The 23,356-nt window shown below is 68.8% G+C and carries 20 protein-coding genes; 7 read left to right on the top strand and 13 right to left on the bottom strand.

Annotated features, from left to right (window positions below; translation table 11 throughout):
• Window positions 1-179: 179 nt before the first annotated feature.
• Genes DAT35_RS42210 through DAT35_RS42200 form a run of 3 tightly spaced genes read right to left on the bottom strand, consistent with a single transcriptional unit; the run spans window position 180 to window position 4,212 of the window.
• Complete coding sequence (locus tag DAT35_RS42210; protein WP_108074976.1) at window positions 180-980, bottom strand: ABC transporter permease subunit; 801 nt, start codon at window positions 978-980, stop codon at window positions 180-182.
• A gap of 2 nt (window positions 981-982) precedes the next feature.
• Window positions 983-1,900: an ABC transporter ATP-binding protein gene (locus DAT35_RS42205; protein ID WP_108074975.1), complete on the bottom strand. Its 918-nt coding sequence runs from the start codon at window positions 1,898-1,900 to the stop codon at window positions 983-985.
• Window positions 1,897-4,212: a glycosyltransferase family 39 protein gene (locus DAT35_RS42200; protein ID WP_108074974.1), complete on the bottom strand. Its 2,316-nt coding sequence runs from the start codon at window positions 4,210-4,212 to the stop codon at window positions 1,897-1,899. The genes DAT35_RS42205 and DAT35_RS42200 overlap by 4 nt, the downstream gene beginning before the upstream one ends.
• A 226-nt stretch (window positions 4,213-4,438) precedes the next feature.
• Between DAT35_RS42200 and DAT35_RS42195 the strand changes: the two genes are divergently transcribed.
• Window positions 4,439-5,680, top strand: a complete 1,242-nt coding sequence (locus DAT35_RS42195) for a hypothetical protein (RefSeq protein WP_108074973.1) — start codon at window positions 4,439-4,441, stop codon at window positions 5,678-5,680.
• A 12-nt stretch (window positions 5,681-5,692) separates the two neighbouring features.
• Window positions 5,693-6,556 carry a hypothetical protein gene (locus DAT35_RS42190; RefSeq protein ID WP_108074972.1) on the top strand — a complete coding sequence of 288 codons (864 nt, stop codon included), beginning with the start codon at window positions 5,693-5,695 and terminating at the stop codon, window positions 6,554-6,556.
• Window positions 6,557-6,571: 15 nt separating this feature from the next.
• On the opposite strand, the gene DAT35_RS42185 is transcribed toward DAT35_RS42190, so the two are convergent.
• A complete protein-coding gene (locus DAT35_RS42185; RefSeq protein ID WP_108074971.1) occupies window positions 6,572-8,035 on the bottom strand; it encodes a hypothetical protein in 1,464 nt (487 codons plus the stop codon).
• On the bottom strand, window positions 8,032-8,811 hold the full coding sequence (locus tag DAT35_RS42180; RefSeq protein ID WP_146210105.1) for an outer membrane lipoprotein-sorting protein: 780 nt from the start codon (window positions 8,809-8,811) through the stop codon (window positions 8,032-8,034). Before DAT35_RS42180 ends, DAT35_RS42185 begins: the two co-directional genes overlap by 4 nt.
• Before the next feature lie 203 nt (window positions 8,812-9,014).
• On the opposite strand from DAT35_RS42180, the gene DAT35_RS42175 reads away from it, so the two are divergent.
• Complete coding sequence (locus DAT35_RS42175; protein WP_108074969.1) at window positions 9,015-10,769, top strand: FHA domain-containing protein; 1,755 nt, start codon at window positions 9,015-9,017, stop codon at window positions 10,767-10,769.
• A gap of 84 nt (window positions 10,770-10,853) precedes the next feature.
• A complete protein-coding gene (locus DAT35_RS42170) occupies window positions 10,854-11,447 on the top strand; it encodes a response regulator (protein ID WP_108074968.1) in 594 nt (197 codons plus the stop codon).
• Window positions 11,448-11,468: 21 nt separating this feature from the next.
• On the opposite strand, the gene DAT35_RS42165 is transcribed toward DAT35_RS42170, so the two are convergent.
• From DAT35_RS42165 to DAT35_RS42155, 3 genes are read right to left on the bottom strand one after another with little or no spacing between them, the layout of a single operon-like run.
• The gene (locus DAT35_RS42165; RefSeq protein ID WP_369946323.1) at window positions 11,469-12,245 is read right to left on the bottom strand and encodes an enoyl-CoA hydratase/isomerase family protein; all 777 of its coding nucleotides are present in this window, start codon (window positions 12,243-12,245) and stop codon (window positions 11,469-11,471) included.
• Between the two features lie 9 nt (window positions 12,246-12,254).
• Complete coding sequence (locus DAT35_RS42160) at window positions 12,255-12,467, bottom strand: biotin/lipoyl-binding carrier protein (RefSeq protein ID WP_108074967.1); 213 nt, start codon at window positions 12,465-12,467, stop codon at window positions 12,255-12,257.
• A gap of 60 nt (window positions 12,468-12,527) precedes the next feature.
• Complete coding sequence (locus DAT35_RS42155; protein ID WP_108074966.1) at window positions 12,528-13,877, bottom strand: acetyl/propionyl/methylcrotonyl-CoA carboxylase subunit alpha; 1,350 nt, start codon at window positions 13,875-13,877, stop codon at window positions 12,528-12,530.
• 151 nt (window positions 13,878-14,028) lie between these two features.
• On the opposite strand from DAT35_RS42155, the gene DAT35_RS42150 reads away from it, so the two are divergent.
• Window positions 14,029-14,379 (top strand): hypothetical protein, encoded by a 351-nt coding sequence (locus DAT35_RS42150; protein ID WP_233262030.1) that lies wholly within the window; start codon window positions 14,029-14,031, stop codon window positions 14,377-14,379.
• A gap of 4 nt (window positions 14,380-14,383) precedes the next feature.
• Here DAT35_RS42150 and ftsZ read toward each other — a convergent pair whose 3' ends face one another.
• Window positions 14,384-15,598, bottom strand: a complete 1,215-nt coding sequence (gene ftsZ / locus DAT35_RS42145; protein ID WP_108074964.1) for a cell division protein FtsZ — start codon at window positions 15,596-15,598, stop codon at window positions 14,384-14,386.
• 1,241 nt (window positions 15,599-16,839) lie between these two features.
• Here ftsZ and DAT35_RS42140 point away from each other — a divergent pair.
• Window positions 16,840-18,561, top strand: a complete 1,722-nt coding sequence (locus DAT35_RS42140; protein ID WP_108075096.1) for a DUF4215 domain-containing protein — start codon at window positions 16,840-16,842, stop codon at window positions 18,559-18,561.
• An 82-nt stretch (window positions 18,562-18,643) separates the two neighbouring features.
• Here the strand turns inward: DAT35_RS42140 and DAT35_RS42135 are convergent, their stop codons facing one another.
• From DAT35_RS42135 to DAT35_RS42125, 3 genes are read right to left on the bottom strand one after another with little or no spacing between them, the layout of a single operon-like run.
• Window positions 18,644-19,444, bottom strand: a complete 801-nt coding sequence (locus DAT35_RS42135) for a hypothetical protein (RefSeq protein WP_108075095.1) — start codon at window positions 19,442-19,444, stop codon at window positions 18,644-18,646.
• Window positions 19,445-19,456: 12 nt separating this feature from the next.
• Window positions 19,457-20,260, bottom strand: a complete 804-nt coding sequence (locus tag DAT35_RS42130) for a hypothetical protein (protein ID WP_108074963.1) — start codon at window positions 20,258-20,260, stop codon at window positions 19,457-19,459.
• 31 nt (window positions 20,261-20,291) lie between these two features.
• Window positions 20,292-21,962 carry a serine/threonine-protein kinase gene (locus DAT35_RS42125; protein ID WP_108074962.1) on the bottom strand — a complete coding sequence of 557 codons (1,671 nt, stop codon included), beginning with the start codon at window positions 21,960-21,962 and terminating at the stop codon, window positions 20,292-20,294.
• Between the two features lie 207 nt (window positions 21,963-22,169).
• On the opposite strand from DAT35_RS42125, the gene DAT35_RS42120 reads away from it, so the two are divergent.
• Window positions 22,170-22,574, top strand: a complete 405-nt coding sequence (locus DAT35_RS42120) for a hypothetical protein (protein ID WP_108074961.1) — start codon at window positions 22,170-22,172, stop codon at window positions 22,572-22,574.
• Window positions 22,575-22,632: 58 nt separating this feature from the next.
• Here the strand turns inward: DAT35_RS42120 and DAT35_RS42115 are convergent, their stop codons facing one another.
• On the bottom strand, window positions 22,633-23,343 hold the full coding sequence (locus DAT35_RS42115) for an HPP family protein (RefSeq protein ID WP_108074960.1): 711 nt from the start codon (window positions 23,341-23,343) through the stop codon (window positions 22,633-22,635).
• Between the last annotated feature and the right edge of the window lie 13 nt (window positions 23,344-23,356).

The raw sequence follows: 23,356 nt of genomic DNA, 5'->3' as shown, positions 1-23,356 counted from the left end.
CTTTCGTCGCCTCCTGAGACCGCGTCGACTACCGGGAGCCCCCGCCGTCTACCCCTCTAACGCATAGCGAGCGGGCCCATTGCATGCCCGCCGATCGCACCGCCCCCGGCCTGTCCAAGGAACATGCCAGAGATTCCGCACCCTTGGCCAGTCAACCCGGCATGCCACTGTCCGTTCGGCTATCCCCAGCGGCTGATGAGCCGCTCGCGGTCCAGCAGGCGGATACTCGCCCACAGCAGGGCCGCGTCGAGCAACAGCACCACGCCCCCCTGAAGGGCGTAGTAGGCCACACCCGCGGTCAAGAAGCCGGCCACCTGGCCCCCCACCAGTCCCACGAGCGGCAGCACCACCAGCGCGGAGAGCTGCTGCGCCGTGCGCGCCTCGGCCACCCGGGCGGAGATGAGCACCGCCACGCCGTTGCCAAAGAAGGCAAAAAGCGGCGCCAGCACGAGCACCCCGAAGAGCCACAGCGTGTTGGGCATCAAGAGCCCCTGGCCCAGCGGCCACGCCACCACGTCCACGCCCACGCACAGCAGCACGAAGGCCACCCACGTAATGAGCACCGCGGGCACCAGCGAGGCCAGGCTCTTGCCCGCCACCAGTTCCACCGCCGTCACCGGCGAGGCCAGCAGCGGCTCCAGCGTGCGCCGCTCCTTCTCCCCCGCCACGCTCTGCGAGGAGATGAGGATGGGGACGAACACCGGCATCACCAGGAACATGCCGAACCAGTCCAGCAGGGTGCGCTCCACCAGGAAGCGCCCCGCGTTGGCGCCCAGGGGCAGGGTCGGGTCGTAGTAGAGGGCAATCACCCGCAGGTTGGTGTCGTTCGGGTCGCGCACGTACGTCCACACGACGATCATCGGCACCACCACGAGCACCAGCGGCAGCGCCGACATGGCGGCCAGCAGCGACGGGTTCTTGCGCAGGTCCAGGAAGTCCTTCCAGAAGACGGCCAGCGCGCGCCGGGGACGAAACGCCATGCTCACACCCTCCCCTCGCGGATGAGCTCCAGGTAGACCTCCTCGAGCGGGCGCTGGGCCGGCACCGCGCTGTGCACGCGCGCTCCCGCCCCCACCAGGCACGCCACCACGTCCGGGGCCTGCGCCTCGTCCGCCAGCATCACCCGTAGCCGCGCGCCTTCCGCGAGCACGTTGGGCGCGAACGGCAGCGCGGCCAGCGTCTCCACGAAGCGCCCGGCGTCGCCCTCCACCTTCACGTCCAGGGCACTGCCCGCGCGCCGCAGCTCATTCACTGGCGCCATCGCCAACAGCCGCCCCTTCACCACCGCCACCCGCGTGCACAACCGCTCCACCTCGGCCAGGTTGTGCGAGCACAGCACGATGGTGCGCCCCTCCGCCGCCAGCTCCGCCACCGCGTCGCGCACGGTGCGCGCGGACTCGGGGTCCAGGCCGCTCGTGGGCTCGTCCAGGAAGATGACCTTGGGGTCGTGCACCAGCGTGCGCACGATGGCCAGCTTCTGCCGCATGCCCTTGGAGAAGCTCCCGCAGGGGTCGTTCTCTCGGCCCGCCAGTCCGAAGCGCTCCAGGTAGGAGCGGGCGCGCGGCCAGACCTCGCGCTCGTCCAGCTCGTGCAGCTTCATGAAGAAGCGCAGGTTGTCGCGCGCGCTGAGCCGCTCATAGAGCCCGGGCTGCTCGGTGAGGAGCCCCACCACGCGGCGCAGGGACTCGCCGTCCGTGCGCACCGAGTGGCCCCAGACGCGGGCCTCCCCCTCCGAGGGCTGGAGGAGACCGGTGAGCATGCGCACCGTGGTCGTCTTCCCCGCGCCGTTGGGCCCGAGCAGACCGAACACCTCGCCGGGACGCACGTCGAAGGTGAGCCCCTCCACCGCGGCGCGCGCACCGAAGCGCTTGGCGAGGCCCTGGACGGAGATGCCGCTCAATCGATGGTCACCAGGACGAACTTGTTGTTGATGTCGCGGTCGATGACGGTGACGACCTTGTCGGGGCCCACGTTCTGGCGCAGCAGGGAGAGCCGGTTGTGCTCCACCAGCGCCCACTCGCGGCCGGGCTGGTCCACGAAGGGCTTGAGCTTGGGCACGTCGCGGATCTGCTTCACCTCGTTGCGCGAGTAGAACGTCTCGCCGCGCCAGTTCATCAGGTAGGCGGTGATGGGCTCGTCCGGCTTGCGCTGGGCGTAGTAGCGCCAGAACAGATCGCGCTGCGTCCAGTGGTGGGACAGGTCCACCCAGTGGCCCCAGTTGAACCAGAGGGCGAAGCCAGCCGCGAGCGCCCAGAAGGTGCCGTAGAGCATCACCCGCGCCCGCTGCATCGCCGCCACCACGGCCAGTCCCCCGGCCACGGAGAAGGTGAAGCCCATGGCCATCTTCACGTTGACGGGCTCGGACAGGGACTTGAGGAGCGCGTCGCTCGCCGCCGGGATGCGGGCTCCACGCACGGTGGCCATCGCACCCGCCACCAGCAGGGCCGAGGCGAACACCCACAGGGCCGCGCGCGACTGCTCGTTGGCGCGGTAAGCCTGCCAGGTCATCCAGGAGCCCACGAGGAACAGGGCCACGCCGGTCGCCGGCGTCGCGGGCACCGAGCCACGCGTGGCCATGGGCACGAGGAAGGCCCCGCCCACCGCCAGGCACAGCAGCGCCACCGCACGCGAGTACACCGAGGCCTCGGCCCTCTTCGGGAACACGCCCACCGCCATGTAGACGCCCACGCAGAGCAGCACCAGCGTCATCAGGTCCCCCACCCACAGCGGGCGGGAGACGAACATGGCGATGGGCTTCGTCACGAGCTCGGTGGGATAGGGCCGGTCGTAGTTGAAGACGAAGAGGTCGGTGAAGTTCTTCGGGTTGTTGGCCAGGTCATGGCCCACGAGGATGAAGAGGACGAGCCCGAAGACGAGGCTCATCGCATGGGCGGAGATGCCCTCCTCCCACAGCTTGTCCGCGAAGAGGGCGATGAGGATGGCCATGCCCGGCAGCACCGGGAAGACGTAGTGGTGGAACTTGGTGGCCGAGGAGGCCAGCAGGGTGAAGGAGAAGGCCACCCACAGCGCGGCGATGAGGGCCAGGTGGTCCGCCTTGTCCCTCGAGCGAGGCCGCAGCCGGGACACCAGCGCGAAGGCCCCGGGCACCAGCGCCACCCAGGGGAAGATGCCGAAGCCGCCCTGCTCGATAAAGTAGATGAAGGTGCCGCCCGGCGTGGTGGTGTACACGCCCGCGCTCAGGCGGTTGAGGTGGTCGTGGATGAAGAAGCGGTACCAGAAGAGCTTGCCCTCGTCGTCCACGCCCTCGAAGAGGCACATCACCAGGTACCAGGGCACGGCCACCGCGCTGAACACGAGGATGCCAGTGCCCAGCTTCATCTTGTACATCTGCGCCCACAGCACCGGCATGGGCTGCTTGCCCTCGCGGACCTCGGCGCGGAAGGAGCGCTCCATCAGCCAGCGCAGGTGCGCGTTGAGGCTCTTCGCGTCATAGGGGATGACGGAGAAGAGCGCGTAGAGGAGGAGGATGACGGCCGGCAGGCCCACACCCAGCAGGCCCTTGGCCAGGGTGGACAGGCCCGCGAAGACGTAGAAGGCGTACCACCATGCGGCGCGGTGCTTCGTGGTGTCGTCGAGCTGGCCGATGAAGGCGCAGGCCATGGCGCACACCAGGGTGGTGACGAAGGGCGTGTCCGTCACCGTCTGCCGGGTGAGCAGGAAGTAGAGCGGCATGGTGGCCAGCACGAAGCCGGTGGCCAGACCCGCGCGCCGACTCACCACGCGCGCCACGGCCATCGACAGCAGCGACACCGCCGCGATGCTCAGCAGGGCGAAGGGGATGCGCATGCCCCACTCGGTGTAGAGGCCCACCGCGCCCTCGGGGCGGTTCGTCCCCACCACCACCATGCCCAGCGCCTGCATCCACATGGTGAGCGGCGGCTTGGAGAAGAACCACGCGTTCTCCCAGTAGGGGAACAGGTAGTCGCGGCGCCAGACCATCTCCCGGGCCACCTCGCCGTAGTGCGTCTCCCAGCAGTCCCACAGGCCCACTGCGCCCAGGTAGGGGATGAAGAGCAGCGCCGCGAAGGCGCCCGTCGCCAGCGCCACGCGCAGCGTCGGATCCAGCGCCATCCAGCGCTTCGCCCAGGACTCTTGATGGATGCCCTTGCCGAGTACGGCCTCGGTGAAGGTCTGCGGCTCCTGCTGCTGAGCTCCGTTTTTCGACACGGGGAAACACGCCTCCGTCCGCATGGGCCCACGCACCTGGCGCGGGTCGCGGCCTTATATCCCTGCCTCCCGCTCCGGTCGACCTTCACCGGAGCCGGGCCGCGTGCAGTCTGCCGCGCATCGTGCCCGGGACTGCACACCTGTCTGCACACCCTCCCCTCGCCGGGCCGCTCTCCAGGCGAGGGCATGTGTCTTGAATCCATCGAACCCGCCCTCCCCGCATGCCGCGGGGCGCCCGGGAGATCCGCTCATGGTGACAGCCGCGCTCCTCATCCTCCTGCTCTCCCAGACCGGAGACCCCGAGGCTCCGCGAGAGCCACAGCCAGCGCCCATCCCGGGCCCGGTGACGCTCGCCCCCCCGGAGTCCCCCCTGCCCGTCATGCGCTACGGGGAGCCCTCCGTGTGCGGCCCGCTCGGGGCGCCGAACCAGGAGCTCCTGGGCCGCTACCGGGTGCAATGCGATGAGAAGACCCGGCGCTGCCTCGTGGCGCCCGAGTACGAGCTGGACGTGGATGGCACCCCGAGTGACCGTCCCCTCGAGCGCGTCCCGTACTGCCGGGAGAACCCGGAGGAACTCGGCCAGCGGGTGGCGGAGGGCTACACCTTCGTGCCCGCCATCGCCGAGGCGCCTCGCGGCTGGTACCGCGATGAGCGGGGCCGGGTGATGCAGTTCAACTTCGATCTGCACCGGCGCGTCTGGCTGGGCGGGGCGTGGGCGCCCCTGTGGCGCGAGGGCGAGGAGCGCAACCTGTCACGCGGCCGGGTGGACTTCGGCATCATCACCGAGTTTCCCCGGGATGTGCGGCTGATGCGCCGCCTCACCGTGCTCGACACCGAGCTGGTCCTCGGGCAGGACGCGTCGCTCGATACCACGCTGCTGCGCTACGACACCAACGTCCGGCCGAACAAGCCCCCCGTCCGGGTGACCACGTTCCTCGGCGAGCCCCGCCGCCATGATTTCGGCCTCGACATGGGCCTGTGGCTGGAAGTGCTGCGGCTGGAACTGATCCGCCGCTCCGGGAGCGAGGCCGTCTTCTACTCCTTCGTCGCCCTGCACCCCACGCTGGACCTCTGGCACTCGGCGGACCTCTCCTCGTACGTGCGCGTGCGCGCGGGCCCCTCATTGGAGTACGACCGCACGAACCACTTCCTCACGCTCGTGCCCGGCGCCGCCTTCGAGGGCAACCTCACCCTCGACACGAACGGCTTCCACCACCTCACCTTTGGTGTCGAGGCGGAGAAGGTCTTCTTCGGAGAAGCAGTGGACGGCCGCCCGGAGACGCCGGAGCGGCTGCGGGTGCGCGCGGGCTACGAGCTCATCCTCCTGGCCTTCAACGACCAGCCCTTGAGCCTCGTGCTCGACGGGCGGGGCCAGTGGCGGAGCGACCTCGTGGACGTGCCTTCCGTCTGGGAGTGGTCGGTCCATACGGGCCTGCGCTTCTCTCTGTGGGCGCCGCCCCGCCGCTCCGCGCCCTTGGCGACCGCTCGCTGAGGAGGGCCTGGGATGCTCGCGCTCGCGCTCACCTTGCTGCTCGCCAGTGCCCCCATGCAGGGGGATGCGTGCACCCGATGGGACGGGGCCGGTGAGCCCTTCCCCATCTGCTTCGACCCAGGCAACGGGCTGCTCGTCGGAGCCGGGGGACTCGTGTGGGACGGAGCGGCCACGCCCGAGCTGAGCGCCGGCATCCTGCTGCGCACCGCGCGGACCAGCCACAGCAAGGGCACGCCGTGGCTCAACACCCACCGCCTGCTCGTCACCGAGGCCCGGAGTGGCACCGCACGCCGAGGCCTCATCACCACGCTCTACGAGAGCAACCTGCGCCGCCACCTGGAGGAGGGCTTCATCCTCGTCCCCACCGCGCGCCCCGTGCGCATTCCCTTCCCTTTCGACCTCTCGCTGGCGCTGCGCCTGGGCCACTACGAGCGGCGCGTCTGGGAAGGACCCGGCTGGACGCTGGAGACGGGACGCGCGGCGCTGCTGTTGGACCCGGTGCGCTCGCCCACGGCGCGGGTGTGGCTCGGTGTGGGGCCCGCCGCGAGCCACACCCTGCGGCACTCGAGAGAGGGGACGGAGCACGAGCTGTCCCCCTTCACCACGCTCCTGCTCGACGCGGGCTACGAGACGGAGGACGGAAGGTGGATGGTGCGCGGTACGGCCCTCGCGGGCTGGACGGTGAGCTTCGACGGCGTGATGCGCTTGCGGACCCGCGAGGAGGCGGACCTCGAGCGGCTGCTCATCGCCGTGAACGACCAGCCGGTGTGGCTGCGGCTCTCCGCGGCCCACGTACACGCGGATGCGGGTGTCTCCCGGAAGGACGAGTGGACCCTCGGCCTAGGGCTCATCCTGAGAGCCGGGAGCGCGCGGTGAGAGCGCCCCTGGCGGCTACAACGTCACGCGCAGCGAGGCGAGCACTTGGTCGTTGCGGTTGAAGTAACCGAAGGCACTGAAGGGCGGGCCGCCGTACACCTCGGCGGAGAGCCCCAGGTGCACATGCTCACTCACACGCCAGCCCACGCGCGGCGCCACGAGGAAGGAGCGCTGGACGGGCTCGAAGGCCCCGCGCAACCCCACCGAGAGCTGGCCGCCCAGGAGCGAGTACGCGACATCCCCCACCAGCAGGTGGAAGAAGGCCGTATGCGCCTGCCCACGCGCCGTGCCGGGCTCCAGCAGGAAGAGGAGCTCCTGCTCGCCCACGCGCGGCACCGCGAGCCCGGTATAGGTGAGGGAGTAGACGAGGTCCGACTCCTCCGCCTGCGACATGCCCACCACCCATGACACCGCGGGCTTGCGCAGCGGGCGCAGCCGGTCGTCATAGAACGTCCGCGAGGGACTGAAGCCCAGGTCCACGTCGAGCTGCGCGGGCCCCACCAGGGTGCTCGCCTCGGCGGCCACCACGTGCTGGCGCGCATAGCGGCCGGTGACGAGCGTCTCGCCCGCGCGCAGCCGGTCCTGCAGGGAGAGCAGCAGCGCCGCGTCCGCCGGCTCGCCACGCTCCCGGGCGCGCAACAACGCGTCCAGCTCCGGATCGAACGTCACCTGGGGCAGCTTCTCATTGGCCCAGACCCACGAGCCCCCCAGCTTCACCCGGCCCACGTCGCCGGTGACGCGCAGGCCCAGGTCTCCCGGAAGGCCCGGCCGCTCCGTCTCCAGCAGGTGTGGCTGAAGTCCATCCTCCACCGAGGGGTCCACGGAGATGGGCACCCCCACACCCAGCGGAGGCTGCAGCAAGGCCATGTCCTGGCCGAACACGTCGTAGCGGTCCGCGAAGAAGAAGGGCACCCAGACCCCGGTGACGGTGAGGGGCCCCACCGTGGCGAGCGCCCGCGCGCCGAAGACGGGCAGCTTCAGGTCCTCCGGCTCGAGCTCCACGAAGCTCTGGCGCAGGTCTCTCGGGTTGAGGATGTCCGTGGGCGCGAAGAACGCATTGGCCCCGAAGGCCAGCGTCTGCTGCCCCACCCGCACGTCCACCCACCGGGTGTACACATCGAGGAAGGCCTCGCCCACGTACGGCTCGAAGGAGGATTTCGCGCGCTCGAGCCCCTTCTGGGCCCCACCGCGCCAGAGGGCCCGGCCCTCCACCACCAGCCGCAAGGTGGAGCTCAGCTTCATGTCCGTGGCGAGCGACGCCCTCCCCCACCCGTCCACCACGTGCTCGCCAAGACCGTCCTCGCGAGACGGCTCGAAGCCAGTGTCCACGCCCCCCACCAGCCGCACGTCGCCACTCACCCGCACAGAGGGCGCGGCGGGCGCGGCCGGAGAGAGCTCCTCGAGTGGTGCCACCTCCTGCGTGGACGCGAGCGCGAGCGCGGGCACCAGGGCCCACAGAGTCGTCAGGCCGCGTCTCACCCTCGCTCCAGGGCTCGCTCGGTGAAGGCCTCGTCGCCGAGTTGGACCTCCTCCAGCTTCAGCACCTCCAGCGTCGTGCTCGAGCCCGTCTGGAGGTTCTCCATCACCGCCTGCGAGGCGATGACCCGGTCCTTGAACTTCTTGAGCTGCACGGCGCGGTACACCTTGAAGGGCTTGCCCTCGCGATCCGAGTACTCGGCCTTCAGCGGCACGTCCGTCTCCTTGTCCACGTAGAGCGTCACCTCGCCGTAGGGAGAGTCCGGCCCCGCCTGCCCGCGCAGCACGTGGGCGGGCCGCTCCAGCACCTTCGCCTCCCCCATCAGCCGGAGCGACTCGTCGCGCTCGCCGCCCGTGCCCCCCAGGTCCGCATAGTTGAAGTCCGTGTCCATGAAGGACTGGCCCCGCTGGCCCTTCGCCACCTTCCGCACCCGCTTCAGCTTGGGCAGGTAGAGGGAGATGTCGGCTGGCTCGCCCTTCACCCCCTCCACGGTGAGCACCGCCACGCCCGCCACACCCGCCGGCTGAGAGAAGCGCGCGAGCGAATGCAGCCGCCCGTCCACCCGCTTCGCGGTGGAGGAGAGCACCTGCTCCTTGCGCCGGCCGTCCTTGGTCACCGTGGTGAGCTTCAGCTCCGCGCGCTGGCCGAGCAGGTTGAGGGTGCCCCGCTCGCGGCTCCGGCGTGCGATGTCCGCCGCGGACTCATCGGCATGGGCCGAGGGGGCCAGCAGGAGCACCATCGCCGTGGCGCACAGGAAGGAGGCAAGCATGTTTCGCATGGCGAACACTGTAGCAGCGACGTCCAGATCGCCCGGTTCTCCTTAGTATGCGGGGAGGTCCTGATCGGGCTCGCGGCCATCTGTCCGATAGACAACCGACCTCCTGGGACGCCTTCCTGCGGGAAAAGCCCTGTCTTTTAGGGTGGATGCCCTTCTTGAGATGCCCCTGGGCGTTCTGCTATAGCTGTAAGGGGACCCAACCCGTGCTGAAGCTCATCATCGAAGACGACGAGGGGCGAAAGACTGTAGTCCCCTTCGTCCGGGACGAGATCACGATCGGTCGTCAGGAGGGAAACACCATCCGCCTGACGGAGCGAAACGTGTCGCGCCGTCATGCACGCCTGATGCGCCAGAACGGGCACGTGCTGGTGGAAGACCTGGGCAGCTACAACGGCGTGCGCATCAACGGTGAGCGCATCGAGGGGCAAGCCCAGGTCGCGGACGGAGACCTCATCCAGATCGGCGACTACGATCTGGCGGTGCAGAAGGAGGCCGCCGCGCAGGTAGGCGCGCCCACCATCCGGCTGCCCGCCTCCGCCGTGCAGGCCGCCCTCAACGAGGCCCAGGCCAAACCCGCCCCGCCCGAGGCCGAGACGGAGACGGACGTCCCCGCCCAGGAGGAACCGGAGGAGGAGCAGGAGGACGAAGCGCCCACCCCCGCCCCGGCCGATGCGCGCCGCCACTCCACCGCGGTGATCCGGATGGATCAGGTGGAGATGAACCGGCCCCGCAAGGTCGCCGCGGTCGCCGAGGACGAGGCGCCGCGCCTGGTGGGGGTGAGCGCCGAGTTCAAGGGCCAGGAGTTCGCCTGCATCCGCACGGAGATGCGGGTCGGCCGCACGGACGAAAACGACATCACGCTCGACCACCGTTCGCTGTCGCGCACGCACGCGAAGATCGTCCGCGAGGACTCCGGTGAGTGGCGCATCATCGACATGCAGTCGGCCAACGGCACGGCTGTCAACGGTGAGAGCTACGCGCAGGCCCCGCTCGCGCACGGAGACCTCATCGAGCTCGGCCATGTGAAGCTGCGCTTCATCGGCCCCGGCCAGAGCGCCGACGGGCTGGCGCACGAGGGCACCGGCAAGGGCTCGAAGAAGGGGCTCATCCTGGCCCTCGCGGCCGTGTTCCTGCTCGTCGTGGGCGGAGGCGTCGCCTGGTTCCTGTTCGGCCAGACCCCGCCCGAGCAGCCCGTCGTGGTGGAGAAGCAGCCGCAGCCGACCCAGCCGTCCCACCCGGCCCAGGCGCAGCAGCAGGAGCCGGCCGGCAAGGGCACGCAGCCCGCCGAGCCCGCCATCCCGCTCGCCGAGAAGCTCAAGAGCGCCCGGGCCGCCATCGACGCGCGTGACTTCGACACGGCGGTGACCACGCTCGAGTCCCTCCAGGACGCCAACGGCCAGCGCCCCGCCGAGGCCGAGGAGCTGCTGAAGCAGGCCCAGGACGAGCAGGAGTCGAAGAAGAACCTGGACCTGGCGCAGAAGGAGTTCGACGCGGGCCGGCTCCCCGAGGCCCAGAAGTACCTCGAGGCCGCCGAGGGCACGCTCGCCTTCGCCCCGGAGCACGCCGCGCTCAAGGAGAAGGTGGAAGCCGCGCTCGCGCCGTCGACGAAGCCCGGCACCCCCACCAAGCCTCCGGCGGCCGGCACGAACACGGCCAAACGTCCGTCCACGGAGCAGCAGGCCAAGCAGCTCTACGACGACGGCGTCACGCTGGTGCGCAAGCAGCAGCTCCCCGAGGCCGAGTCCGTCCTGAAGAAGTGCATCAACATCGATCCCAACTACGCGCCCTGCTACCTGGCGCTGGGCGCGGCGGTGGCCCGGCGCAACCGGCCGGACGAAGGCGCGGGGTACTACCGCGAGTTCCTACGGCTCGCGCCGAACCATGAGATGGCCCCCAGCGTCAGGAAGCTGGTCGCCGACTACGAGAAGAGTCAGAAACAACCGGGAGGGGGCAAGTAACCCGGAGCAGTGCCGCCTACGCCGCCCCCACGGCGTGACGGTTTGCCGGGCCGCTGGCTTCCACCCCTCACAGGAGGAGAGTTCGTGCAGATTCGTATCCTGGTGGTCGACGATGAGCAGGACAACTGCGACTACCTCAAGCTCGTCCTGATGCGTGAGGGTTATGACGTCGTCACCACGACGGACCCCACGAAGACGGTGGAGATCCTCCGCAGTGCGGACTTCCACCTCGTCATCCTGGACATGATGATGCCGGTGATGTCTGGCACCGAGGTGCTGGAGCAGATCCGCAAGTACGACACGGACGTTGCCGTCATCGTGGCCACCGCCTACCCGACGGTGGACACGGCCGTGGCCTCGCTGAAGAACCAGGCGAGCGACTACGTGAAGAAGCCCATGGAGCCGGATCAGTTCCTCGGCGCCGTGCGCAACGCCCTGGCCAAGAAGGGTCTGTCGCAGGACCCCGAGGCGGACCTGCACCGCGCCATCGGCCGCACCATCCGCGACGCGCGCAAGACGCAGGACCTCACCCTCAAGCAGCTCGCGCGCCGCACCGGCCTGTCCGTGTCCCTGCTGTCGCAGATCGAGCGCGCCGAGTCCTCGGCCTCGATCTCGTCGCTCTACAAGATCGCCTCCGCGCTGCAGCTGCGGATGGGCGAGCTGTTCGGCGACACCTGAGCCGTCAGGGGGCGGCCCGCCTCACTGGCCGCGGAACCGGGGCGTGCGTTTCTCCAGGAACGCCGCCCTGCCCTCCCGGGCGTCTTCGCTGGCGAAGGCCCGGGCCCTCACCTCGCGCAGCCGGGTCCGCTCCTCCTCGGACAGGGCCGGGCGCGTGAGCAGCCGGAAGGTCTCCTTCATTCCCGCCACCGCCAGGGGAGCCTGCGCGGCGAGCGTCCGGCACAGCTCCAGGGCGCGCGCCTCGGCGTCGGCCACCGGGAGGCACTCGTCCAGCAGGCCCCAGTCCAGCGCCTCCCTCGCATCCAGCCGCCGGGAGGTGAGGAAGAGATTCTTGGCGCGCGCCACGCCCACCAACCGGGCCGCACGCGTCAGCCCATCCGGCGAGTAGACGATGCCCAGCCGCGCCGGGGGCATGCTGAAGACGACGTCCTCCGCGCCCACCCGGAAGTCACACGAGGCCGCCAGGTCGAAGCCCGCCCCGAAGGCCCACCCCTGCACCAGCGCGACGCTCGGCAGCGGGAGCGACTCCAACCGCGAGAAGCACGCCATCAGCGCGTCGTCCGGCAGCCGGTCCTCGGTGGGTGCCGCCAGCAGGTTCAGGTCATAGCCCGAGCAGAAGGTGCCACCCGCGCCCCGGATGAGGACGGCGCGCACCTGGCCGGGCGCCGAGGCCAGGGCCTCGTCCAGCCGGGCCACCTGGCTGTCATCGAGCGCGTTGCGCCGCGCCGGATTGGAGAGAGTGAGGACCCGGACGCCATCATCCCGGTCCTCCACATGCAGAGAGGAAGGCTGCACCACGCGCGTCCGCTACTCGAGCACCACGAGGACGTCGCCCTCGTTGACCGGCTGCGACTCCTTGCAGCGGATCTCCTTCACCGTGCCGTCCTCGGTCGCCTCCACCGGCATCTCCATCTTCATGGACTCGAGGATGACGAGCGTGTCCCCCGAGGAGACCTTCTGCCCGACCTTGACCTCGATCTTCCACACCGTCCCGGTGATGTGCGCCGCCACGTCCGCCATCGCTGTGCTCCTCTGGAGTTCTGCGTGTTCTGCGTGCTGCGAGGAAAGGATGCGCCCCGACTACGGCTTCGCGTGGTGCTCCAGGAAGCGCGTGTTCAGGTCTCCCGCGCGGAAGACCGGATCCTGGAGGATCCGCAGGTGCAGGGGGATGTTCGTCTTGATGCCCTCGATGCGGAAGCCCTGGAGCGCCTGGATGGAGCGCTCGATGGCCTCGGCGCGCGTGGCGCCCGAGACGATGAGCTTGGCAATCATCGGGTCATAGTTCGGAGTGACGGTGTTGCCCTCGGCGTAGCCCGAGTCCAGGCGCACGCCCTCGCCCGTGGGGGGCTGGAACACCTTGAGCGGGCCCGGCGAGGGGAAGAACTTCACCGGGTCCTCCGCGTAGATGCGGAACTCGAGCGCCGCCCCGCGCCGCTTCACGTCCTCCTGCTTCACCGTGAGCTTCTCGCCGGCGGCGATGCGCAACTGCCAGCCGATGAGATCCAGGCCCGTGGTCAGCTCCGTCACCGGGTGCTCCACCTGGAGCCGGGCGTTCATCTCGATGAAGTAGATGTCGCCGTCCGAGTACAGGAACTCCACCGTGCCCGCGTTGGCGTAGCCGAAGGCCCGCGCCGCGGCGATGGCCGCCGTGAAGAGCTTCTGGGACAGCTCCGCGTTGCGCCCGTCCGCGAACAGCGGCGAGGGAGCCTCCTCCACCACCTTCTGGTGACGGCGCTGGATGGAGCACTCGCGCTCCAGGCAGTGGATGAGGTGGCCGTGGTGGTCTCCCAGAATCTGCACCTCGATGTGGCGCGGAGCCGGGAAGTAGCGCTCGATGTAGACGCCCTCGCGCCCGAAGGCGGCCTTCGCCCGATCCGTGCACTGGCGGAAGACCTTCTCCAGCTCGGCGGGGTCCTTGGCCGCGGCCATGCCGATGCCACCCCCACCGCCCGCGGCCTTGCAGAGCACCGGGTAGCCGATGCGATCGGCGGCGGCCAGCGCGGAGGCCACGTCCGGGAGCACGTCCTCGGTACCGGGGACGATGGGCACGCCGGCGGCGGCCACCAGCTTGCGCGCCTGGCTCTTGTCCTTCATCCGCAGCATGGCCTCGGGAGGAGGACCCACGAAGGTGATGCCGGCGGCCTTGCACGCCGTGGCGAACTCGGCGTTCTCCGACACGAAGCCGTAGCCGGGGTGCACCGCGTCCGCGCCGGTGGACTTCGCCGCCTCGAGGATGGCGGAGATGTTGAGGTAGCTGTCCTTGGCCGCGGCGGGACCGATGCGCACTGACTGATCGGCCTCACGTACGAAGGGCAGCTCCGCGTCCGCGTCCGAATACACGGCCACGGTCGAAAGCCCCATCCCTTTCGCCACGGTGTTGATCCGCCGGGAAATCTCACCTCGGTTGGCGATGAGCAGCTTCTTGAACATGGCCCGCGTCCCCTCCACGTGAGGCCGGGGAACCTAAACCCCCACATGCGACCTGACAAGGAGACAACGAGCCTCCTGCCGGGAAGTTGCGGGCATGTAGGTAAATGGCGTAGCGTCCCTGGCCGTGAAGCCCTCCACGACAGGAACAGTGGTGGATCTCCAGGGCGCGCGCCAAGAGCGGCGGCTGGAGATGTACCGGGCGCGAGTCACCGAGCGCCTTCGCACCAACCGCGCGGCAGTCGAGGCCCTCTACCAGGGAGGAAGCCTCTTCTCGCCGCAGGGGACCCGCGCGGGACGGGCCCTGCTGCGCGCCCACCAGGTGCTGCAGCGGGCGAGCTCCCTGCTGGAACAGCTCTCCGGCGAAGGAGTGGTCCCCGCTCCGCGGCTGCCCGAGCGTATCGACGAGGTCTACCGCGAGGTGGACACGCTGCTGTCGCGCAGTGACGCCCTCTCCGGGCGCCACCACCGGACGGCGAGCGTGGCCCGCCTGCCCGGGCGCTAGCGCCTCACGGCATTTCCGTCTGGCCCTGGCGGCGCAGGAAGGTGGGGATGTCGAACTGATCCTCGTCCAGAGGCAGCGCGGCGTCCTTCACCACCGCGGTGCGGCCGGACAGCGAGCGGCTCTCCACCGAGGGCATCGACCGGACACCGGCCTTGGCGGGCACCAGGCTGGCCACCTCCTCGCGCGCCACGTTCAGCGACACGGGCGGAGGCCGGGTGACGACGGGCACCTGCACCGCCGGAGCGGGCTGACGCACCTTCGCATCGCGCGACACGAAGCCCGTGGCGATGATGGTGATCTTCACCTCGTCGCTGATGTTGTCGTCGATGAGCGAGCCGAAGATGATCTCCGCCTCGGGGTCGGCGGCGTCATGCACCAGCGTGAGCGCCTCGTTGACCTCCTGGAGGGTCATGTCGCGGCCGCCGGTGATGTTGATGAGCAGGCCGGTGGCTCCGTCGATGGAGATGTCCTCGAGCAGCGGGCTGGAGATGGCCTGCTGCATGGCGTTGAGCGCGCGCTTGTCGCCGGAGGAGTGGCCGGTGCCCATGAGCGCCAGACCCTTGTCGCTCATGATGGTCTTCACATCGGCGAAGTCCACGTTGATGTAGCCGTGGTACTGGATGAGGTCCGAGATGCCCTGGACGGCGTTGAGGAGCACCTCGTCGGCGCGCTTGAAGGTCTCCAGCAGCGGCATGGGCTCGGTGCTGAGGGTGAGCAGGCGCTGGTTGGGGATGGTGATGAGGGTGTCCACTGCGGCCTTGAGCTCCACCAGGCCCTGCTCCGCCTGCTTGCGGCGCTTGTTGCCCTCGAAGAGGAAGGGCTTGGTGACCACGCCCACGGTGAGGCAGCCCAGGCTCTTGGCGATGTCCGCGATGATGGGCGCCGCGCCGGTGCCGGTGCCGCCGCCCATGCCGGCGGTGACGAACACCATGTCCGCGCCCTCGAGCATGGAGGCAATCTGATCGCGCGACTCGAGCGCCGCCTCGCGGCCCATCTCCGGGTTGGCGCCCGCGCCCAGGCCCTTGGTCAGGGTCTGTCCGAGCTGCAACCGCACGGGAGCCTTGTTCGCCGCCAGCGCCTGGACGTCGGTATTGGCGGCAATGAAGTCGACCCGCTCAAGCTTCGCCATGATCATCGTGTTGACCGCGTTACAGCCAGCGCCCCCGACGCCGACGACACGAATCTTTGCGGCCTGCTTGTTCTGGTCGAACTGGTCCATGTGGTTCCTTCCCTCAGCGCAGGCCGCGCCTGCCCGCACGCGCACCTGCAACCGCCATCTTCAGCAAGTCGCGATCTTTGGCAAGTTCTCAGCTACGAACATGTAGCGCTACGTCGCGGTGCCAAGTCGTCACAGGCACTTACGCGGAAGCTCACCTCGCTTCCGGTGCGGTGCGGTGGGTGCATCACACCTCTTGACTCGCCAAACGAGGTCGCTTCACGCGACCCGATGCGGCCGGACGAACGGGAACCAGGCCCCTTCAGCCACCCACGCCAGGCTGTGGTCGGGGTGCTCTGGCCGGCGGCGGTTGAATGAGGGGTGGCCTCGAGCAGCTCCACGGCGGGTCGCCGAAAGGCCGCTCGAGATGCGCGTCGGGGTGAAGGGGCGGCCAGACCTCCCGCCCGTGGAGCTATTCCTGAACGTCCGTGGCAACTGCAGCTTCGTGGCGGACTTCAGCGGCAAATCCGGGTGGCCCGGGCGAGCATGTCACGGGGATGTTACGGGGGTATGTCCGGGCCGACGAGAGAGAACGCGCCATCCGCCCCGGGGAAGTGCTGGTGGCAAGGGCGGACCCGCAGGCGCGGGGAGCTCGGTCGGTGACGCTCCCCCAGGAAGAGCAGCGGGGCCGGAACGGCAAGGCCGGAGCGCCGGAACAAGCAGGGTGGCCGGGACAGGAGGGGCCGCCACCAGACATCCACGCCGAGCGGGTGCCGGCCCTCGCAGCGCGACAGTGGCCTGAAGGGGAGGACCGCACGCGTCCCGTATGCACGGACATCCATCTGGCTCCTCCCTGGTAGGGAGACCGCAAGCAATGGATTCACAAGCACAGACAGGACTGGAATCGCAAGACACACATCCCCAATGTCTATCCACGCGCGTATGACGCGGTGGGGCTCCTGCACATCATGCGGTACGCCAGACATCGATCGAGCCCGCCCAGCCGTCATCGGGGGACGGACGATGTACGTGTGCAAGCTGTGCCGTGAGCAGAAGGCAAAGCGCTGGTATGAATTCTGGAAATAGACCCGCTCCGGGTGTGACCGACCCCGCGATGAGAAGGTCTACACGAAGGTGCGGCAACCTCACGCCCTGCATGGAGGTGGCTGTGGGCTCAAGGCACACGACAATCCGGCTCGCCTGCACTTGTGCGAGCCACCTGCATTTCCGCGCCGGGCTCGGGTCATCGCACTCATGTTACAATTGACACTCCCCTCCCCACCCTCTCACGCTCTGCTCTCATGATGGTAACCCCCCCAACCCGATCGCGGCTCGCGGGTCTCGTACTCGCGTCTCTCTTCCTGTCACTCGTGGCCTGCGGCGGCGGCTCCTCGGGGCCGGACGCCGGCACGGACAACCCGGATGGGTCCACGTCCACCGATGGAGGCACCGCCAAGTGTGGTGACGGCCTGAAGCAGGGCAGCGAGGCCTGTGACGACGGAAACAACATCTCCGGTGACGGCTGTACGGCGAGCTGCAACGAGGTCGAGCCCGGGTGGGTGTGCTCGGTTCCGGGCACGGCCTGCACCCAGACGCCTGGGTGCGGCAACGGAAAGGTCGAGGGAACCGAGGAGTGCGACGACCGGAACACGGCCGCCGGTGACGGCTGCACCGCCACCTGCACCAAGGAGCCGGGCTGGAGCTGCCCCCCCACGGGCGGACGCTGCCGTGCCGCGCAGTGTGGTGACAAGATCATCGCCGGCGACGAGGAGTGCGAGGACGGCAATTCCAAGGCCGGTGACGGCTGCAGCGACGTGTGCCGCCTCGAGTCCGGGTACAAGTGCGACACCATCGGCCAGCCCTGCACCCGCACCGTCTGCGGCGACAAGAAGGTCGAGGGCACGGAGCAGTGCGACGACGGCAACAATGACATGGGCGATGGGTGCTCCCCCCTGTGCGTGCGCGAGCCCAAGTGCACCAACGGCGTCTGCCAGGCGGTGTGTGGCGACGGCGTGATGCTCCCCGGCGACACGACCGAGCAGTGCGACGACGGCAACACCCGCGCCAATGACGGCTGCTCTCCGACCTGCCAGTTCGAGGAGGGCTTCTCCTGCAAGTTCATCGAGGATGCGCTGCCGGCCAAGGTGGAGATCCCCATCGTCTACCGCGACTTCCGCGGCTACGACCTGCTGGCCAGCGGCAGCCTGCCGCGAGGCCACATCGACTTCGAGAACGCCAACGGCGGCTTGGAGACGGGCATCGTGGCCGCCGACCTGGGCTCCGACGGCAAGCCCGTATACGCGAAGGAGGGCGTCACCTCCGCCAACACCCACGGCAAGGACGCGTTCGACCAGTGGTACCGCGACCGCAACACGGAGAACATCAACATGACGGTGGTGCAGACGCTCACCCTGCAGAAGCAGGCCGACGACTCGTACGTGTATGACAACCAGAGCTTCTTCCCGCTCGACAACGCGGGCTGGGTGGCCGCGGGCAAGGAGTCCCTGCGCTCGGGCCACAACTTCAGCTTCACGAGCGAGGCGCGCTACTGGTTCGAGTACAAGGGCACCGAGGTGCTCACCTTCCGCGGCGATGACGACGTGTGGGTGTTCATCAATGGCCACCTGGCCATCGACCTCGGCGGCGTGCATGGTCCGCAGACGGACAGCATCACCCTCTCCGCGAAGGCCTCCGCGCTCGGCCTGCAGACGAAGAAGATCTACGAGGTCGTGGTGCTCCAGGCCGAGCGCCACACGTCGGGCTCCTCGTACCGTCTCACGCTCAACAACTTCACCACGCGCCGCACCGAGTGCAAGTCCACCTGCGGCGACAACATCGTCGACGAGGGGGAGCAGTGCGATGACGGCATCAACGACGGTGGCTACGGCCAGTGCGCCCGGGGCTGCGTGTGGGGTCCTCGCTGCGGCGACAAGATCGTCCAGTCCGAGGGCGCCGAGCAGTGCGACGATGGCAACAACATCAACTACGACGGCTGCAGCGCCACCTGCAAGATAGAGATCAACTGAGCAGGTGCTCCCGCCTGGAGAGCCGCTCCGGAAGCCACGCTCCGGAGCGGCCCTTCCCAGGCGGAATGAACAGTTCTAGGGACTACTGATCATCGCACGGCGTGCCCAACCGCGCGCCCGTGTAGGGCCCCAGCTCGTTGTAGATGAGCGGCAGGTTCTCGGAGACGGGAACCACGCGCAGCTCGACCCGCTTCTTCCCCTCGATCCAGATCGAGGGCTTCTTCTGGTCCACCAGGAGCCGCAGATCTCCCTTCTTCGTGGAGAAGATCTGCCCCTCTGAGTCCGTGACGAGGTTGACCATCTGCTGCGGCTTGAGGCTGCCCTTGAGCCCGATGGACACCCGGAAGCGATTCTCCTCGTCCGGCAGGAACCCCCGCTCCACCAGGTAGTAGACGCCCTTGCTGTCACGCAGCAGGGCGTAGGGCACGAACTTCTGCGGGTTCGCGTTGAAGGAAGCGGCCCGGAGCAGCTCGCCAGCCTTGTCGGACTCGACGAACGTGAAGGGCTGGGTCCGCTCCCCGCAGCGAACCTCGCAGAGCCCCTTCTCCTTCTCCACGACGACCTGCGAGTACACCCGCATGTCCATCCCCTGGAAGTTGGGGTTGGCGTTCTTGTTGAAGAAGCGTGGCTCCAGGAAGTAGGCACCCAGCCGGGAGAGGGGAACCTGCACGAACGTGCGGCCATCCCCGTAGAAGAGCTGATGGCCATCCTCCGTGGGCGACAGGGAGACGTAGTGGCCCTTTCCATCGGTGCAGACGGCGGTCTTTTCCAAGAGCCGCCGCTCTCCCAGGTTCTGGGCCTTGCCCCATGGGGGCTCGATGGCCCACGAGGCCTGTGAGGAGAGGAGGAGCACGGCGGCGGTGAAGAAGCGACGAGCAGGCATGAAGCGCTCCATCTAGAGGTTCTTCTCGAAGTAGTGGATGGCGAAGTCTTCCTGGTTCGGGACATCCGTCTGAACCGTCCAGGTCACCCGGCCCGCGTCGACGACGCCCGTCTGCGCCGCGCCGAACTGGCAGCGCAGCTCGCGCACCTTCTCGCGGATGATCTGCTTGCCCACGTTCGTGTCGCACAGCTTCTCCAGCGCGGAGAGCGGATACCCGCAGAAGGCGGAGATGCTGGTCTGTTTCAGCACCTCGTCCGAGATGGAATCCCAGACAATCGACACGGTCGTCGAGGTGCCGCACGTCTTGTTCATCGACTTCAACGCCTCGGCCAACTCCTGCTCATACGAAGCCATCGTCCCCGGACGGTCGAACGCCTCGAGCCTGGCGATCGTGCCGTCTGCCTTCAGCTTCTCGTACAGCGCGTAGATGTCCTTGGCCTTCAAGGCCTGGGTCCGCGACTCGTCATAGGCCACGGCGATGCTGTCGCCGCGCCCGGGAACATTGAGCAGATGGCTCCGGGCGCCCCACCTGGGACGCACGAGGAAGGTCCTGTAGCCGTTGCCCCGCAGCACCGTGGAGTAGTCTTCATCGCCATTGGAGGCGTTGTACTTGTGCAGGAGCGCCTTCCCGTCGAACTCTCCGCCCGTGCCCTGGACGTAGACGAGGGCCTTCTCTTCCTGCTCGGGAAGGAGCGGGATGACCGCGACCTGTTCGCCCTTCGGGCCCGAGAAGACCTTTCCCGCTCCGACCGGCGCCCGGGTCGTGGCGCAGCCGAGCATCCCCACGGCGATGATGGTTGTCAGAATGATTCTCACGTTCGTCTGTCTCCCGGTGAAGTCCGCAGGCTCAAGGTTTGAACTCAATCCCATATAGCTTGCAGTACTGACGTACCCGGTTGCGCTCCGCCGAGGGCACCTGCCGCCACTGCGCGGCGGCGTTGGAGAGGTCGCCCAGGTGGCAGTGGGCCCGGGTGAGCAGCGAGAACGATGCCCCGGAAATCTTCGTCCGCTGGCTGCGGCGGGCGACCCGGATCGCCTCCGTCGCATTGCCCGCGGCAAGGAGTCGCTCCGCCACCTCCAGTTCCTTGCGCACCTCCTCGGGCATGACCTCGGGCGTGCCCTGGCGCGCGGAGGCACGCACAGCGGGCCGGGACTCAACGGGGGCCGCCTCGGGTGCCTGGGCGACCGATGCCGGCTCCTCCGCCTTTGCATCCGTAGCCGGACCGGCCTGGGGGGTGGTCGGTGCGGCCTGGGGCGGGGTTTCGGCGGGAGACTCGACCACGGGCGAAGCCGGAGCCGATGGTTTCGGCGTGGGTTCCTCCGCCTTCGCCGTGCGCTCCGGCACGCTGACCGTGGGAGCCGGCGGAGGCTGGGAGCGCCACCACCACCCGGCGGCCGCGGCACACAGGAGCACCACCGCCGCCGCCCCCGCGACCAGCGGAACCCTCGACGTGCGCGCGGGCGTGGGCGAAGGCTCGGGGACTTCCGCCCGCGGCGGCTCGGAATCGGGCGAGGACTCGGGGCGCAACGACACCGTGCGCGCAGGCGCCTCCGCCCGGGGCGGCTCGGCGGCGGCTGGGGATGCCGCCGCGGGCTCCACCCGGGGACGAGCCACCGGACGCGGCTGCGGCTTGGGAAGGGTCTGGAGCGGACTCCCGGTCAGCTCGGCGATGAACGATGCGACATCCGGGAAGCGCTCCTCCGGCTTCTTCGCGAGCGCCTTGTCCACTGCCGCGACCACGTGCGCGGGCACGTCCGGGCAGCGCTGGCCCAGCGGCTCGGCGGGCTCATGCACGATGCGGTAGATGAGCTCCGCCACCGAGTCCGAGGAGAACGGCGGCCGTCCGGCCAGCATCTCGTAGACGATGCACCCGAGCGCGAACAGGTCCGAGCGGGCATCCACCTCGCTGTTGCGTCCCATCGCCTGCTCGGGCGACATGTACCGAGGTGTGCCGATGAGCACGTCCTGCTCGACCTGGAGCGTCTGGGCCGTGACGAGCTTCGAGATGCCGAAGTCGAGCAGCTTCACCTGCTGGCCCACCACGCCCCCGGACTCGGTGGGGACGAGGAACACGTTGCCCGGCTTCAGGTCCCGGTGGACCACGCCCGCTTGATGCGCCGTGTGGAGGGCCGAGCCGATCTGCCGCGCGATCAGAAGCGCCTCCTGGAGCGGAATGGGTCCCTGCCGGATCCGCCGTGAGAGGCTCGCGCCCCGCAGGTACTCCATCACCAGGTAGGGGGTACCGTCCTCCAGGCTGTGGAAGTCGAGCACCTCGACGATGTTCGGGTGGCCGAGCCGGGAGGTGATCTCCGCTTCGCGGTGGAAGCGCGCATACAGCTCGGGCTGCACCTCCGCCTCGACGTGGAGGACCTTCACCGCCACCTGCTTGCCGGGAAGCCGGAGATGCTGGGCCAGGAAGACCGCGCCCATACCTCCCTTCCCCAGCTCCGAGATGAGCTCGTAGGTGTCTCGCAGAATGGAGCCAATGCGAATGGGAGCCGAGGCTGGATGAGTCATGTGATGAGAGGCGCACGTCATATCAACCGGGGGCGCTTTTCCCACCTGGGTCTGACGTGGCTCTCCTGACCTCGGGCGTCTCTGCCCTCTCCCGCACTTCGAAAGCTGAGAAATCGAGAGGCAACAAGTTCATGCGGCGATTACAGGTTATTCTGGAAGATCCTCTTCCAAAGGGAGACACAGATGACAACGGAGCGGATGTCAGGAATGAAGCGCGGGAGCCGGATGGCGCTGGGGGCCGCCATGGCCCTGGGAATCTGGGGATTGGCCATGGTGGGTGGTTGTGACACCACGGTTCCGGGTCAGGACGGCCCGATGGACGCACGGACAGCGAACCTGGGCGCAGTGCTCGAGCCCATTCCAGGAGAGCCGACGACCGCGGTCGACTCGGGCACCGTCCCATGGCGGGGCGAGTGCACGGCGGACTCGGACTGCGATCCCGCGGCGGCGTCGCTGTGCGGCGACAACACGGAGATGTATTGCAAGTTCCCCAAGCTGAAGGACGGCGGGCAAGCGACCAAAGGCACTTGCGAGTGCCGGGAACGCACGCCCAAGCCCATCGAGCATGACGGCGGAGTCATCGACGCCGGAGTCATCATCGTCTCGGACTGAGAGGCCACGCGCTCCCAATTCCTCGCGTCTGCTCGACCCTGGAGAACCCGGAATGGGGTCAGGAGCCTGGGCGCTCGTTTTCAGGAGCGGCCCAGGTTTCGCGCTCCTCCTCACCGGGCGCGAGGACCTCGACACGGTCGGGGGCGACGTCCGCTGGATAGGGCTCTTCTTCGATGTCCTGCGCCCCGGGGATGAGGTCGGCCTGCTGCTCTGGCGGCGGTTCGATCGATCCCAAGGAGGCTTCAGCGGTCGCCGCGTCGTACCCGGTGAGCTCTCGTGTCTGCTCCAGGTTCTCCGCGGGCGGAACCACGGAAGCGGAAGACGGCAGCCCCGCCGACCCGGTCCGAGCCAGCTCGCGCTGCACCCAATCGAGCACGTCCACGTAGGAGAGCATTCCCACCAGCCGGTCGCCCTCGTCCACGACCGGAAGCGCGCCGATGCGCTCGTCCTCGAAGATGTCCATGGCCGTCTTCATCGGCGAACCCGCCCGCACCACGAGCGGGTCCGGCGACATCCCGTTCGCGACCACGTCGCGCAGCTGGCTCTCGGCCTGGGTCCAATGCTGGAGATCCACGCCGATGCGCGCGCGCAGATCGCGCTCACTGAGGATGCCTACCAGCTCGCCCCTGTCGTTCACCACCGGCAGGTGACGGATGCCCTGATCGAGCATCGTGATGGCCGCTGTCGTGAGCGGCTCCTGCGGATCGATGGTGATGATTTCCCGGCGCATCACCTCGTCGACGCGAGTGCTCAGAAGTCCTGTCGCCATCGCCTCGCTCCTC

Source organism: Vitiosangium sp. GDMCC 1.1324, from assembly GCF_003044305.1.
In the GTDB taxonomy this organism is placed as follows: domain Bacteria; phylum Myxococcota; class Myxococcia; order Myxococcales; family Myxococcaceae; genus Archangium.
This window is presented reverse-complemented; position numbering and strand designations above follow the sequence as displayed.